The organism is Corallococcus sp. CA047B (assembly GCF_003612065.1).
Taxonomy (GTDB): domain Bacteria; phylum Myxococcota; class Myxococcia; order Myxococcales; family Myxococcaceae; genus Corallococcus; species Corallococcus praedator.
The window spans coordinates 1-13,509 of the sequence record NZ_RAWD01000081.1 but is presented as its reverse complement, the minus strand read 5'-3'; the positions used below and the strand labels follow the sequence as shown (position 1 = coordinate 13,509).

The 13,509-nt window shown below is 67.0% G+C and carries 11 protein-coding genes and 3 tRNA genes; 7 read left to right on the top strand and 7 right to left on the bottom strand.

All coding sequences use genetic code 11. From position 1 onward, the window contains the following. Nucleotides 1-295 precede the first annotated feature (295 nt). The gene (locus tag D7X74_RS15225; RefSeq protein WP_120533686.1) at nucleotides 296-820 is read left to right on the top strand and encodes a DUF2059 domain-containing protein; all 525 of its coding nucleotides are present in this window, start codon (nucleotides 296-298) and stop codon (nucleotides 818-820) included. Between the two features lie 98 nt (nucleotides 821-918). Next, on the top strand, nucleotides 919-1,464 hold the full coding sequence (locus D7X74_RS15220) for a DUF4174 domain-containing protein (RefSeq protein WP_120533685.1): 546 nt from the start codon (nucleotides 919-921) through the stop codon (nucleotides 1,462-1,464). Nucleotides 1,465-2,052: 588 nt separating this feature from the next. Here the strand turns inward: D7X74_RS15220 and D7X74_RS15215 are convergent. The 3 genes from D7X74_RS15215 to D7X74_RS15205 form a co-directional block, all read right to left on the bottom strand. Beyond that, nucleotides 2,053-2,124, bottom strand: a tRNA-Asn gene (locus tag D7X74_RS15215). Between the two features lie 19 nt (nucleotides 2,125-2,143). Continuing rightward, nucleotides 2,144-2,219 (bottom strand) — tRNA-Leu (locus D7X74_RS15210). 16 nt (nucleotides 2,220-2,235) lie between these two features. Continuing rightward, a tRNA-Pro gene (locus D7X74_RS15205) sits at nucleotides 2,236-2,310 on the bottom strand. A 359-nt stretch (nucleotides 2,311-2,669) separates the two neighbouring features. Here D7X74_RS15205 and D7X74_RS15200 point away from each other — a divergent pair. Then, nucleotides 2,670-3,248, top strand: a complete 579-nt coding sequence (locus tag D7X74_RS15200) for a TetR/AcrR family transcriptional regulator (protein WP_120533684.1) — start codon at nucleotides 2,670-2,672, stop codon at nucleotides 3,246-3,248. A 2-nt stretch (nucleotides 3,249-3,250) separates the two neighbouring features. Continuing rightward, nucleotides 3,251-4,129 (top strand): N-acyl homoserine lactonase family protein, encoded by an 879-nt coding sequence (locus D7X74_RS15195; protein ID WP_233602108.1) that lies wholly within the window; start codon nucleotides 3,251-3,253, stop codon nucleotides 4,127-4,129. Between the two features lie 58 nt (nucleotides 4,130-4,187). Here D7X74_RS15195 and D7X74_RS15190 read toward each other — a convergent pair whose 3' ends face one another. Further along, nucleotides 4,188-5,189 (bottom strand): PHB depolymerase family esterase, encoded by a 1,002-nt coding sequence (locus tag D7X74_RS15190; RefSeq protein ID WP_120533683.1) that lies wholly within the window; start codon nucleotides 5,187-5,189, stop codon nucleotides 4,188-4,190. Between the two features lie 79 nt (nucleotides 5,190-5,268). Next, entirely contained in the window at nucleotides 5,269-6,087 is an 819-nt protein-coding gene (locus D7X74_RS15185; protein ID WP_120533682.1) for an alpha/beta fold hydrolase, read from the bottom strand. Nucleotides 6,088-6,216: 129 nt separating this feature from the next. On the opposite strand from D7X74_RS15185, the gene D7X74_RS15180 reads away from it, so the two are divergent. The 3 genes from D7X74_RS15180 to D7X74_RS15170 all read left to right on the top strand — a co-directional run bounded on the left by D7X74_RS15180 (nucleotide 6,217) and on the right by D7X74_RS15170 (nucleotide 10,434). Then, the gene (locus D7X74_RS15180; protein WP_120533681.1) at nucleotides 6,217-6,870 is read left to right on the top strand and encodes a TetR/AcrR family transcriptional regulator; all 654 of its coding nucleotides are present in this window, start codon (nucleotides 6,217-6,219) and stop codon (nucleotides 6,868-6,870) included. Between the two features lie 111 nt (nucleotides 6,871-6,981). After that, a complete protein-coding gene (locus D7X74_RS15175) occupies nucleotides 6,982-9,204 on the top strand; it encodes a YfhO family protein (protein ID WP_120533680.1) in 2,223 nt (740 codons plus the stop codon). Nucleotides 9,205-9,279: 75 nt separating this feature from the next. Then, entirely contained in the window at nucleotides 9,280-10,434 is a 1,155-nt protein-coding gene (locus tag D7X74_RS15170; RefSeq protein ID WP_120533679.1) for an LOG family protein, read from the top strand. A gap of 58 nt (nucleotides 10,435-10,492) precedes the next feature. Here D7X74_RS15170 and D7X74_RS15165 read toward each other — a convergent pair whose 3' ends face one another. Beyond that, nucleotides 10,493-12,268 carry a nuclease domain-containing protein gene (locus D7X74_RS15165; RefSeq protein WP_120533678.1) on the bottom strand — a complete coding sequence of 592 codons (1,776 nt, stop codon included), beginning with the start codon at nucleotides 12,266-12,268 and terminating at the stop codon, nucleotides 10,493-10,495. Nucleotides 12,269-12,273: 5 nt separating this feature from the next. Beyond that, nucleotides 12,274-13,509, bottom strand: a 1,236-nt coding sequence (locus D7X74_RS15160; RefSeq protein ID WP_233602107.1) for a hypothetical protein, incomplete at its 5' end; no start/stop codon positions are given.

Sequence of the window (13,509 nt, the reverse complement as noted above, 5' to 3'; positions counted from 1 at the left end):
TCGTTGGCGCGGAGAAGACGCGTCGGCATGCATTCCTTGCCAATGGCGCCGCTGAATAGCGAACGCCGGGTCTGCGCGCCTCAGTAGACGTCCTCTGAAACTTCGACCGGGCCCAGACTGTCCGTCTCGATACGGCTCATGCCTCGCTCACTCCTCTGCGGGTTTGAAACCGCACTTTGGGTCCTGATTTGAAAGTGCGGTTCCATTGCTCGTCTTGCCACCTGAGGACAATGCCTGCCACGCCGAAGGAGGCTCTACGCTGAGGTATCCGCCTCCCTTTCATGAAGGAATTGCAATGACCCGTCTCCGTGTCCTCTGTGTCGCCGTCGCACTGGCATGTGCCAGTGGCCAGGTACTTGCTGCCACCGCCAGCCATAACGCCGCTGCCGAGAAATTCCTGACCCTGACCCATGCCCACAATCAAGGCACTGCGGTGTACATACAGGTCCAGCAGATGTTCGACCAGCGCTTCGCGGAGACCAAGGCGCCTCCCTCGAAGAAGTCCGTCCTCGACAGCTACCAGGCCAAGGCCAACGCTGCCCTGGACAACGCCATCGGCTGGAGAAAGCTCAGGCCGCAAATGGTCGACCTGTACACGGCAACCTTCACCGAGAGCGAGCTGCATGAGTTGGTCAAGTTCTACGAGTCGCCGCTGGGCAAGAAAGTCCTGCGCGAGATGCCCAAGGTCACCCAGCTGTCAGCCAAGCTGACTCAACAGAGCCTCGAGCCTGCCGTTCCGGTGGTCAACAAGCTGCTCGAAGACATGACCAAGCAACTCGACCCGAACGCCGGCAAGGCCGCCTCTCCGGAGAGGAATTGAGTGGACCACTCGGCGGTGCGGATGGCTTACGCGCCCGTGTCGGATCTTTCGCCAGGAGCTGTAGTCACTGAGATTCGGGAACATTTAAGGAGATGCGCATGCTCGTCCGGTCACTGACCCTCGCTGCCTTGCTCATTGTCGCCGGCCCCGTTCTCGCTGCCGACAGCGACGCACCCCTGGCCCAGGAGCTGGGCAAGTCACGGCCATTGGTCATCATCGCGCCCAGTGCCGCCGACCCGACCTTACGAGGGCTGAACGAAGCGCTGATGGATCCGGCTACCCAGGCCGCCTTCAAGGAACGCAGCCTGGTGCTCTTCACCGTCGCCAGCATGCTCGGCAAACGCGAAGACAAGCCCCTCGATCAACAGACCACCATGGCGCTGATCCGCGAACTGAAGCTGGGTGCCAGCAGCGGGACCAAGGTCATCCTGGTGGGCAAGGACGGCGAGCGGCACGTTCTCAAGGACGACGATTCGGGTGGGCGGGTCGAGCCTCAGACCATCTTCAAGGCCGTGGATGAACTGCCGGCCAGCGAGAAGGCCGTCACCGCCTCAGCACCTGTGGCGGCCACGACCGACGCCAAGCAAGGCAAGCCCGGTAAGCCGGCAGCGCCGCCCAAGCCACCCAAGCCGCTGGAGGATTGACCCTCCCGTGGGGCCCGCAGCAGCACCGTGAAGCCCCGAGAGGGGCGGGTGCTCTGCGGAGTCTTGGGGCTCTCGAAGTTTCTCGGGAGGCTCTGGACGGGTGCTCCGGCCGGTAGCTTCCGGGGGCCGAAGACTCGGCCAAGGCAGTCTGAGAGCCGTCTCGGAGAGTCTGCGCCGCACGACGAAATCGGGGATACCGAGTAACGGCGAGCCCTTTTTCGCTCTCTCGGTTAACAGGTCGCCCATTTCGGCATTCTGAAAGAGGGAAATGGCGTAACCCTGGAAGGTACGACATCGAAAGCCAGGGATTGTCAGAATCGGTGGTCCGAAGTGGTTAACAAAACTGTTAACCACTCTCGGCCTCTCTCTCCCCAAAACGGGTGAAAGAGCGGTCCAGAGAGCCCAATCGGCGGCGGAGAGGAGGGCGCGTCTTGCTCTCTGGGGAAGAGGGCTGAGAGCGCCCTCTTCAGCACCGCGAGGCAAAATCCCTTGGGATTCAGCGGCTTAAGCACGAAGGCCCCGCGATGTCATCGCGAGGCCCGTGTTAAACAAAAAGGGCCCTACCAGTTGGTAGGGCCCTTCAAGTAGCTCCAGGAGAGGGACTCGAATCCCCAACCCTGCGGTTAACAGCCGCGTGCTCTGCCATTGAGCCATCCTGGAAGGTGTTGCGTGACGGCGTTGCCGGGAGCGGGATTCGAACCCGCAACCTCCGCGTTCTGAGCGCGGCGCCTCTACCAAGATTGGGCTACCCCGGCGTGATGCTGAGAGAAGTCGGGACGACTGGATTCGAACCAGCGACCTCGCGCGCCCGAGGCGCGCGCTCTGACCAGACTGAGCTACGTCCCGATGTGAAGTGGAGCATCGAGGGAGGACCCGGACATGACTGAGGCCGGGTCCCCCCTCGGGAGCCCGGCCTCTGGCCCTGCGTCTTCCCTGGGTTCCAGGGAGGCGGGGTCAGGTGCCGGGTGGACTGCCGTGGAAGGAGGCGATCGCCCATTCCAGGCTGTCGGGAGCGGGGACCGGGTCGGGTAGAGGATTCGGGTTCAGTTCGTTGCGCGTCGTCATGGTCACCGCTCCTTTCGGGGATGAGAGACGCGACGGAAATCCAGCCCTGACAAGCCCCTGTGACGACGTGGCAGCCCGCCCGCTTCCGGCTGCCTGAAGGGGTATTTGACCTGGAGGTACAAAATGCGTAGAAGGCCGTCATGGCACGCCCACGGAAGTTCAAGCCCGAGGCCGTCGTGGAGAAGGCGATGGAGGTCTTCTGGACGAAGGGGTACGCGGGCTCGACGCCGCAGGAGCTGGGCGAGCGGATGGGGCTGGGCCGGGGCAGCCTGTACAACACCTTCGACAGCAAGCACGGCCTCTTCGAGCACGCGCTGCGCCACTACCTCGAACACGAGTCGGTGAAGCTGCTCGCGTTGCTGAAGCAGCCGGGTTCGGCCAGGCAGCGCCTGCGGGGGCTGATGCTGGCCATCATCCGGGTGGACCTCGCGGATCCGGAGCGCCGGGGCTGCATGGCCATCAACACCGCCATCGAGCTCGCCGGGCGTGATGAGGCCGCCACGAAGCTGGCCGCGCGCATGTTCGACCAGACCGAGGCGGCGTTCCTGGCCGTCATCGAGGAGGGGCAGCGCACCGGCGAACTGGCGGCCTCCCTGGATGCGGAGGCGCTGGCGAGCCTGCTGCTCAACACCCTCACCGGACTGCGCGTGCTCGGAAAGACAGCCCAGGACGCCACGCGGTTGGAGCGGATTGTCGACACCGTCCTGAAGGTCTTTTGAGCATGCCCCGAATCCCTCCCATCCGACTCGTCGCGCTCCTCCTCGGGATGTTCACGAGCGCGTGCGCGAACCGTTCTCCGGTGTCTGGCGAAGCACCGGAGGCCGCGAGCCTTCCCGCCGTGCGCCTCTACGCGCTGGACTGTGGCCACATCGACGTGAAGGACATGGGGTTCTTCGCGGACCACAGTCCACCGGGAGGGCGTCCCGGCGAGCTGGTCGTTCCCTGCTTCCTCATCCAGCACCCTCGCGGCACGCTCCTGTGGGACACGGGGCTGAGTGATGCGCTGGCCCGACAGGCGGGCGGCGCGGAGGATCCCGTGGGCAATCGCTTGCGGCTGGAGACATCCCTGGGCGCGCAGCTCACCCGGCTGGGACTGACGCCCGCGGACGTGCGCTACGTGGGCTTCTCCCACCTGCATGCCGACCATGCCGGCAATGCCAATGCGTTCACGGCGTCGACGTGGCTGGTGCAACGGCGTGAGTTCGACTGGGCGACCCAGACGCCAGCCCCCCTGGGCGTGGACCCGGGAGTCTTCTCCTCCTGGCGTGACGCGAAGGTCCAGTTGCTCGTGGGGGACTTTGATGTCTTTGGCGATGGCAGCGTGCGCATCGTCTCCACTCCGGGCCATACGCCCGGACACCAGTCCCTGGTGCTCCGGCTCCGGAAGGCGGGGACCCGGGTGCTCTCGGGAGACCTCTGTCACACGCGTGAGAACTGGGTGCGACATGGGGTGCCCGCGTTCAACACCAGCCGCGAGGACACCCTTGCTTCCATCACCCGCGTGGAGGCCCTGCTGAAGGACTCGCACGGACACTTCATCGTGCAGCACGCTCCGGAGGACTTCCAAGCCCTGCCGGTGTTCCCCTCGGCTCTGGAGTGAGCGAAGCGCGTCCGTGCCACCGTGGTGGCACGGTGGCACGGGCTCGCGGTCCGGGACTTCAGCGCGAGTGCTGCTTGAAGAAGTCCCACATGATGGTGGTGCCGTCGGGCCCCGCGGGGTCCGCGAACGGATAGGCGGAGTTTCCGCCCGGCCACGCGTGGCCCATGCCCTCAATCTCATACTGCTGGACCAGGAGCATGCCGCCGGTGACGTAGTTCCTCACCGTGTACTTGCGGCCTCCCGGCGAGGTGGCGGAGTAGACCTGGGTGGGCGAGTTCGACACGCTGTTGTTGTTCGCGCCGTCGTCCCCGTAGTCGTTCGTCTGGAGGAACTGGCGCACCGTCTGCGTGCCATTGATGGGATTGACGACATCGTCGGCCGTGCCGTGGACGACGAGCACCGGCACCTTCCGGCGCGGCTTGCCGGAGCAGGCCCAGGCGTCATACCCCCGGTCATCCGGCGAATAGATGCTGCCAAACTTCATGGCGAACAGGCTGCCGGAGGCCGTGGTGGCCGCCTTGTACATCGCGCCCGCGCCCACCATGCCCGCGGTGAAGACATCCGAGTAGCAGGCCAGCAGGATGGTCGACATCACCGCGCCAGCGGAGACGCCCCCCACGTAGACACGGCGCTCATCCACCGTGTAGTGGCCCTTCACCCAATCCACCATGCCGACAATCACTGACGGCTCCAGACCGCCCCGCTCCTGGTTGATGGAGAACATGAAGTTCCAGCACTGGGTGCCATTGGCGAGCATGGCCTGATTGGGATAGAGCACCAGGAACTTCTCCTGGTCCGCCTTCTCATTCAGCCGTGCCAGTCCGGCGAACTGGTCGGGATTCTGGAGACAGCCATGGAGCCCGACGACCAGCGGGAGCCGCTCCCCGGGCTGGTAGCCCGTGGGAACCCAGAGCTGGTAGCTCCGGGTTCCCCCGTTGCCGCTGTAGATGCCATGGACCCACGAGCCCGCCTGGGCCTGACTGGCACCCAGCACTCCGAACAGCGCGCACAACCCCACGACCGCCCGGCAAAGGGCGCCGACATTCCGAGTCACCGACATCTGACTGCCTCCTGCTTCAACGAGGCCGCGGGATGCGACCTCGGGAAGTTGCGGATGCGTCGGAGCCCGGAGGTTCCGCTCAGCCCGTATGGAGGGCGTCGCGCGAGGGGCCTTCGACTTCCCGGAGAAAGCCCTCCACCGCCTCGACGACCTGTCCGGGTTGGTCCACCGGCGCGGCATGGCCGGAGTCCGTCAGCACCTGGAGCCGGGCCTTCGCGAGCAGGTCCACGTAGGCCTGCTTCTGGGCCTGGGGCGTGTAGTCCCGTTCGGAGTGCAGCACCAGCACGGGGCAGGCCACCTCCTTCAGCCGCGCAAGGACGCTCCACCCGAGCAACCCCTTCGTCGCGCGCAGGTAGACGTCCGGCGCGTTGGCGCCCAGTCGCTCCACCGCCTGCTGCCGCAGGGACTCCTGCTCCGGCTTGGGGAACAGCTTCTTCGCCACGAGCTTCGCCAGCCCCCGGGGCCCCAGCGCCCGCAGCGCCAACAGGCGCGTCAGGTACGCGAACCGCTGGCGCAGGGTGCGTGGCACCATGTCCGGCCCGCTGTTGATGACCACCAGGCTGCGCACCAGGTCCGGCCGGTCCACCGCGAGCTGGAAGCCCATCATCCCGCCCATGGACAGCCCGACGATGTGCACCGACGACAGGTCCAGCCCGTCACACAGCGCGGCGATGTCGCGGGCGAAGAGCGCCACGCCGTAGGCCCCCGCCGGCTTGTCGCTGTGGCCGTGGCCCCGAGCATCCGGGACGACGACGTGGTGGTGCGCGGAGAGGCGCGGCGTCACGTCCTCCCAGTCGCGCCCCGAGGAACCCAGCCCGTGCAGCAGCAGCACCGGCGTGCCCTCGCCAGTCGCCTCGAAGTGCAGGGTCACGCCTTCCGGGGTGCGAAACGTGGGCATCGTCAGGGCCTCTTCAGCCTCGGGGGCGGCCACATCGGGATGAACGACCGTTCAGAGGTGCGTTAGACTTCGCTGTTGCTGATGCCGTTGAAGGCTATCTGAACGAACGTTCGTTTCGCAAGGCCACCCATGTCCGTTCCTCCTCCTCCGTCCAGGCTGCGCGCGCAGAAGGCGGTCCTTCCGGCCTCGGCGGTCCCTGACGGGACGCGTCGTCGCATCCTGGAGGCGGCGCTCCAGCTCTTCGCGAGCCGGGGCTTCCACGGCGCGTCCATCCGGGACCTGGCGACGGCGCTGGAGCTGCGGCCCAGCGCGCTCTACGCGCACTTTCCTTCCAAGGAACACGTGCTGGCGGAGCTGGTGCGCATGGGCCACGAGGCGCATCACGAAGGGCTGCGCGCGGCGCTGCTGGGCGCGGGCTCGGAGCCCGTCGAACAACTGCGGGCGCTGGTCCGGGCGCACACGCTGCTGCACGCGAACCATCCCCAGCTCGCGGTGGTGGTGAACGAGGAGATCCACGCGCTGCCCCCGGAGCTGGCGGCGCCCTCCCTGGCCCTGCGGGAACAGTCCGCGGCCCTGCTGCACGCGGTCATCGAGCGGGGCAGGGCGCAGGGGGTGTTCTCGGTGCCGCACGCGGGGGTGACGGCGGCGGCGATCTCCACCCTGGGGCTGCGGCTGCCGTACTGGTACGAGCCCACCGCCGCGCTCGACGTCGACATGCTGGCGGACCTGCACGTGGAGCTGTCGCTGCGGATGCTGGGCGTCCAGGGCCCGCCTGCGTCCTAGGCGTTCCCGGGGAATGCGGGCAACATCCCGCCCGGCCTCCCGCATGCGAGGGCAGACCCGGGAGGACGACTCCTTCCTCGCGGGGCGCGGACGGGCCACCCCGATGCATCCATGACGGCGCCGCGAAAGCGAAGCAGGGCAGGGGTTCTCACCGCCGTCGGGCTGCTGGCGATGCTCGCCTTCGTGTACAGCCCGGTGCTGCGCGGACAGGTGCTCGCGAGCCGGGATGTGTTCCGCATCTTCTTCCCGGACTCGGCCTTCCTGCTGGAGTCGCTGCGCGCGGGCGAAGTGCCCCTGTGGAATCCCTACCTCCGGCTGGGCCAGCCGTTCGCGGCGACGCTCTATTCGCAGGTGTACTACCCGCCGCGCTGGGCGGCGGTGCTGCTGGCCGGCCCCATCGTGTCGATGACGGTGATGCAGGTGGGGCACGCGGTGCTCGCGGCGGTGGGCGTGTTCCTCCTGTGCCGGAGGTTGCGGGCGTCGTGGCCCGCGTCCCTGGTGGCGGGGGCGATGTTCGGCCTGTCGCCGATGATGACGGGACTGGGCACCCAGCAGAACGTCGTCGATGCCGCCGCGTGGAGCGGCTTCATCCTGGGGGCCGCGTATGACGTCACACGGCGCCCTGGGCGGGGACCGGTGCTCCGGCTCGCTGTCTACTCCGCGCTGTCGCTCTTCACGGGCTCGCCGGAGACGACGCTGTGGCAGGGGCTGGTCGCGGTGCTGGTGGCGGGGGCCGGTTCGCGGCAGGTGATGCGGGCGCGCGCGGTGGCGGTGGCGCGCGTGGCGGGAGGGTTCGCGTTGTCGGCGGTGCTGGCGGCGGTGGCGCTGCTGCCGACCGCGGAGCTGGCCCGGAATTCGTCGCGCATGCAGCGGGACTGGGCCGGGCAGCTCACCTGGTCCATGTCATGGCCGCAGGTGCTGTCCGCGCTGTGGCCGCTCGCGGACTGGCCCCGGGGGAAGTACTGGGGCGAGGACCAGTGGTTCATCCTCACCCTGTTCCTGGGCACCGTGTCCTGCGCGCTCGCGGTGCTGGGCGCCATCCGGGGGCCCCGGCGCGCGCGGCCCTTCGCGGTGGGGGCGCTGGGACTGGTGTTGCTGAGCCTGGGCCGGAACTTCGCGCCCGCGGCCTGGGTGCTCCAGGTCCTGCCTCCCTTCTCCCTGTTCCGCTATCCGGCGAAGTACTTCGTGGGGGCCGCGTTCTGTCTCGCGGTGCTCTCCGCCTTCGGGCTGGACGCGGCGGGGAGGCTTGCGCGGCGCATTCGTCCCTCCCGTCTCCGCGCGACCGTGGCCTTCGTCGGGATGGTCGGGGCCATTGCTGCCATTGGACCGGTGGTGCGCCTGCTGCCCATGCGAGCCTCGGCGGAGGCGGGGGCCCCGTGGGTGCCTTTGTGTCTGGGATTGGCGGTGCTCTGCGTGTTCCTGCCGCTCAAGTCCTTCGCGAGGCCCCGGCGGGTCCGGTACGGACTGGCGGCGCTCGCGGTGCTGGAACTGGCGGCGGCGCATTCGCTGCTGGGGGTTCCTACGTACACGCCGCTCGAGCCGTTGCTGCGGCCCCTTACGATGAGGCCCTTTCTTCCCCAGCCCTTCGAGGGGCGCATCAGCACGGACGTCGATGGGCCCGCGGATCCGACCCTGGGCGTGGCGACGAACACCATCGAGCGCAGTCTGGACCGGCTGATGCCCAACCGCTTCGTGGAGGAGCGCCTGCCCGCGTTGGAGGGCAACGGTGCACCGGAGCCGCTGTTCTGGGACGAGTTCCACCTCGCGGGGAAGCGGAGCATCTACGACCTCGTGGGCATCACGCACTACGTGCGCTGGGGCCCGCCGCCCTTCGAGGACCTGGAGCTGCTCTCCAAGGTGGAGGACGGCACGACGTTGTCGCGCACGAACACCGCGCTGCCCCAGGCCTTCCTGGTGCAGCGCGCCCGGGTGGTGACGGATGCGCAGGCACTCGAAGCGGTGAGCGATCCGGCCCAGCCCTTCCGGGACACCGTCTTCCTGGCCTCCGGCGAACCGCTGGAGCGGCCCCGGTGTTCGGGCTCGGTGAGCCTTGAGCGGCATGGTGCGCAGCGTCTGGAGTTGAAGGTGGAGGCGTGTGACGACAGCTACCTGGTCGTCAGCGACAGCCACCACCCGGGCTGGGTCGCGACGGTGGATGGGACGGAGGTGCCCGTGCACCGCGCGAACCTCATCGTGCGGGCCGTGCGCGTGGCTCGGGGTTCCCATGTCGTCCGCTTCGACTACCGGCCCTGGAGCTTCCGCGTGGGGCTGGCCCTGTCGGTGCTCGGTGGGTTGGGGGTGGTGGTGGGTTCACGGCGGCGCGTCGGGGCATGACAGCGCAGTGGGCGTTCGTCGCGAATGGTCCGAAGATGCGCCCGGCGGTTCCACCCTTCCTCGCGGGGCGTTCACATGATGGAGCTGGAAGACCTCACGGCGTTCGAGCAGCACCTGGCCGGAGGCCGGAGCCTCGCCAACGTCATCCTCCAGGGCCTGGACCTGACGGCGTGGAGCGACGCGCTGCTGCGCTCGGACCTTACCGGCACCGTCTTCCTGGGCTGCCTCTTGGACGCGAAGACCCTGCTGCGGGTGGTGGAGCAGGGCGCCATGGTGTTCCCGCCGTTCTCGGGCCTGCCCTATTCGCCCTACCGGGGCAGTCTCTACACGCCGGAGGAGCTGTACGCGGGCTTCGACCCCGCGCACCCCGACACCTATGCGGATACGCCGGATGCCCGCATCTACGCGCACTGGAACTCGCGCGGCGGGGCGAACCCTCCGTCCCTGCTGGAGACCCTGGCGCAGCGGCTGCACGACCACGCCATCAGCGATGCCCTGGAAGATGTGCTCCAGCACGAGGGCCGGCCCCGCAGGGTCGTGGCCATCATGGGCGGACACTCCATGCTGCGCGGCGCTCCGGACTACCGCTCCGTGGCGGAGCTGGCCCGTGCCCTGGCGCGCCGGGGCTTCTTCCTGGTGAGCGGTGGCGGTCCGGGCGCCATGGAAGCCACGCACCTGGGCGCGTGGTTCGCCGGGCGGAGTGATGGCGACCTGGACGCGGCGCTCGCGCTGCTGTCCCAGGCCCCGTCCTACAAGGACCGTGAATGGCTGGCTCGGGCCTTCGAGGTGCGCGCGGCCTGGCCGATGCGCGACGAGGACCGCGCCCTGGGGGACAGCCTGGGCATTCCGACCTGGCTCTATGGTCACGAACCGCCCAATCCGTTCGCCACGCGCATCGCCAAGTACTTCGCCAACAGCGTGCGCGAGGAGGGCCTGCTCACCATCGCGCGGGGCGGCGTCGTCTACTCCCCCGGCAGCGCCGGCACCGTGCAGGAGATCTTCCAGGACGCCTGCCAGAACCACTACAACACGGTGGGCATCATCAGCCCGATGCTCTTCCTGGGCCGCGAGTTCTGGACGCAGACCCGACCGGTGTATCCGCTGCTGGAGCACCTGGCGCGGGGGCACGAGTACGCGCGCCACCTGCTGCTCACGGACTCGCAGGAGGACATCGTCCAGGCGCTCGTGCGTTTTGATCAGGAGCGCGAAGGCCAATTCAAGGTGGGCTGAGCCTGTTCAACCCTTCCTCCCGACCCGCCCCCGTCTGTTGGCTCGTGTCGGAAGTGATTCACGGGGCCGCTGGCTTCATGGGCGCCAGGGACATTCTCAGGTTCTCCAGGAACTCGCCGAGGACCTGGACACTCCGGGGGTCGAGTGGAACCGCCGTCTGGTGCCCGTCCCGTGACTCGAGGGGCTGTGGGCGCAAGGGCAACAGAATGTGGCCAGCGGAGTTGATGGCCTCAATATGCTCAAGGGTCTCGAATTGTCCGCAGAAGACGACCAGCCCCTGTTTGATGGGGAACCAAGCCTTGCCCGAATCGATCAGGACGAGCAGCTGAGAATACTCCGTGACCTTGCCTATCTTCTTCTTGATGTCCTCGGCGGCTGTCTGCGCGCTGGTGTCGATCCCTTCGGTGAAGATGGCATCCCCCACGGCGACAGCCAGCTGGTCGCCACGCCGGAGTTCAAACCAGAAGTCAGGCTCCCTCGGTCCCTGGCGGGAGTAGAGGCCGCTGGGCGTTTCGTGGGCGTGGGCGGGAACTTCCTTCTCCCAGGGATTGACTTTGGCCCCTTTGGGAAACCTGGGGTGGTAGTGGGCTGGGCGCTCGTACCATAAGGTGAGCGTCTCCTGGTCTTCCTCGCGCGTGAAGACAATGGGGCTGTCTCGCCGCAATTCCAGTTCGAAGATGTCCTCGCGGATCAACTCCGAGAGTCGGAAGCGGGGGGTGTATCCGAGTGCGCGCAGGGCGGAGAAGATCGCGAGGATGCACCAGTATTCGTAGAGCGTGGATGCTCGCCGGGATCCCAGGGCACTGAGCAGTTCTTGACTGGAGAAAGCCAGTTGTTGGTGGCCGAAGGCCCTGTGCCAGCGGATGACCCGGAAGTAGTCGGGGTGGTGCCGGATGCTGGGGGTGACATGGGGGATACGGCCTCGCGTCATCGCCGCATGACGAGGCCCGGGCAGCTTGCTCCGCGTGCGTTCGAGGAACAGGGCGCGATCCCGCGCGGTGTCCGCCATCCGCTTGCTGTGCTCATGCAGTTCCTGCGCTTCCTGCATGGCGGGGTGCGGTCGTTCCACCTTCTCCTTCCCTTGATTACTGTAATAACGGACGTCCTTGTAGCTCTCGCGGATCGAGTCCGCGTTCCTCATTGTTGCTTCCGCGCGTCGACGGATGTGATTCAGGGTGGCGATAAGGCGCTCGACCGTCATGGCCACCAACTGGTTCTCGTAGATGTCCGTATGTCGGATGGGTTCGGGCAGTCCGTTCTCGTCTCCTTGTGGTCGTTGGGGTGGGGGAGGACGGAATTCGGCACGTGGGGCCCGCGTGATGCGGCCGAGGCTTCCAGCGAACTCCTCCCATTCCTGCTCCATCTGGGCCATGGCCGTGGCAGGCGAGAACCTGGGCGACCGATGTGCCAGCCCCCCCACGTGCGGGTGCTCGGAACTCAACCAGTCATTGACGAGCGAGTCCGCCACCAGACGCACGTCCTCGAACAGAGAGGCCCACTGCTCCTGATTCAGACGACTGGGGACGATGCGGACGAAGAACTCGACAAAGGGTTGCTGTGACTGGGGAGGCGTGATGCGCAGGTGGAGCGAGCCATAGGCCACCTTTCCCATGTCCGCGAAGGGCGTCCAGATGAAGTGGGCCTTGCCAGCTTCGAGCTGACGTATCGTCCCCCTGCACTTCAGGTGCTTGGGCTCCAGGAGATGCGCGTTGCGCCCGACCAGTTCGAGCTGGATGCCCTCATTTTCCGGCACCTCATACGTCTTGACGCCTGGCTGGAGAGGGGTCCAGTCGGCGTCACTGTCCTTCTTCACCTGCAAGTACAGCTCGCTCATGATGGCTAGGCCCAGAAGGTGACGAACTGCTCGAATCCGAGCTGCTTGAGCATTCGATCCAGACGGCGGGCGGAGCGGTGGAGTTGGTGTTTCTTCAGAACCGTGGCGAGCTCCTCGAGCATCTCATTCAGGCGCACGTCGCCTCGGATCTTCGGGAGGATTCGCTGCTGGACCTGGAGGTCGATGGCGTCCTTGCGCCCCACGGTGCCCTTCAGGCGTTCCGCGTAGTGAACGAAGAGGGCGATGTCCTGGATGATGCGGTGGCCAATGGGGATGGACAGCCTTACCTGCTTCGTCTCCTTGGAGGGGCCCTCGGCGGCGGCGTCCTGGGGGGCCGCCTCGCGGCGGGCCATGACCTCCCAGATCTCGCGAACCTCTTCCGGGACCTCCAGCATCTCCTCGGCCTTCTGCCATTCCCGAAGCGTTTCGAGGGACAGGTGGAATTCCGGAGCGCTTCGCATGCGCTTGCGTGATGAGGGGATGCGTTCCTTGGGCGCCTGCGCCTCGACCTCGATGACGTTGACGCGGTCCACGACCTTGTCGCTGAGAACTTGCGTGCTTTCGTCGACGTTGATGGTCCCATAGAGACGCAGCAGCGAGACGTTGTCACTCATGGGCAGTTGGATGGGCTCGGTCCTGGCCCCGTCCTCGTGGACCCAGAGCTGCCCATCGCTTTCCATGGCGGAGAGGAACTGCGCGAAGTAGTACTCGACATGGGCGAGATTCATCTCGTCCAGAAGCACATGGTAGAGGCGGTCCGACGGCGCGTCTCGCAGCATCTGGTAGAAGCGGGTGGGCTGGAAGCCGTGGGCATCCCGGCGACCAAAGAGGAAGCGGCTGTCGGTCCAGTTCGCCTCCACCGCGAGCCGCAGGGCATCTTGTCCGTCGAGTGACCCGCCACAGGCTCCGAACATGAGCTGCGCGAGCGCGGACTTTCCGACGCCGGAGGGGCCCGCTAGCACCACGAAGGGGCGCACCTTCAGCGACAGGTACGTGGTCTCGAGCAACTCCCGCGAGAACTCGAACCCCGCGTCGTAGCAGGTTTTTTCCAGGTGTCCGATGAAGTCCAGCTCGCTTCCCGTGAAGGGCTTGCCCGTGCGCTCACGCGTCCTCCGGGCTGCGTCCAGGAGCTTGGTGGCTTCATTGGACGTTGGAGGCGGCGGCTTCAGCATGGAGATGAGATTGTCCAGGATGCCTTGCAGCTCTGACATCGCTCCGGGGGGTGGGGCTTCGGGCGGTGG

Excerpts from the sequence above, each read along its gene's own strand:
- D7X74_RS15225 (WP_120533686.1), top strand. The coding sequence starts at position 296 with ATGACCCGTCTCCGTGTCCTCTGTGTCGCCGTCGCACTGGCATGTGCC.
- D7X74_RS15220 (WP_120533685.1), top strand. The coding sequence starts at position 919 with ATGCTCGTCCGGTCACTGACCCTCGCTGCCTTGCTCATTGTCGCCGGC.
- D7X74_RS15200 (WP_120533684.1), top strand. The coding sequence starts at position 2,670 with ATGGCACGCCCACGGAAGTTCAAGCCCGAGGCCGTCGTGGAGAAGGCG.
- D7X74_RS15195 (WP_233602108.1), top strand. The coding sequence starts at position 3,251 with ATGCCCCGAATCCCTCCCATCCGACTCGTCGCGCTCCTCCTCGGGATG.
- D7X74_RS15190 (WP_120533683.1), bottom strand. The coding sequence starts at position 5,189 with ATGTCGGTGACTCGGAATGTCGGCGCCCTTTGCCGGGCGGTCGTGGGG.
- D7X74_RS15185 (WP_120533682.1), bottom strand. The coding sequence starts at position 6,087 with ATGCCCACGTTTCGCACCCCGGAAGGCGTGACCCTGCACTTCGAGGCG.
- D7X74_RS15180 (WP_120533681.1), top strand. The coding sequence starts at position 6,217 with ATGTCCGTTCCTCCTCCTCCGTCCAGGCTGCGCGCGCAGAAGGCGGTC.
- D7X74_RS15175 (WP_120533680.1), top strand. The coding sequence starts at position 6,982 with ATGACGGCGCCGCGAAAGCGAAGCAGGGCAGGGGTTCTCACCGCCGTC.
- D7X74_RS15170 (WP_120533679.1), top strand. The coding sequence starts at position 9,280 with ATGATGGAGCTGGAAGACCTCACGGCGTTCGAGCAGCACCTGGCCGGA.
- D7X74_RS15165 (WP_120533678.1), bottom strand. The coding sequence starts at position 12,268 with ATGAGCGAGCTGTACTTGCAGGTGAAGAAGGACAGTGACGCCGACTGG.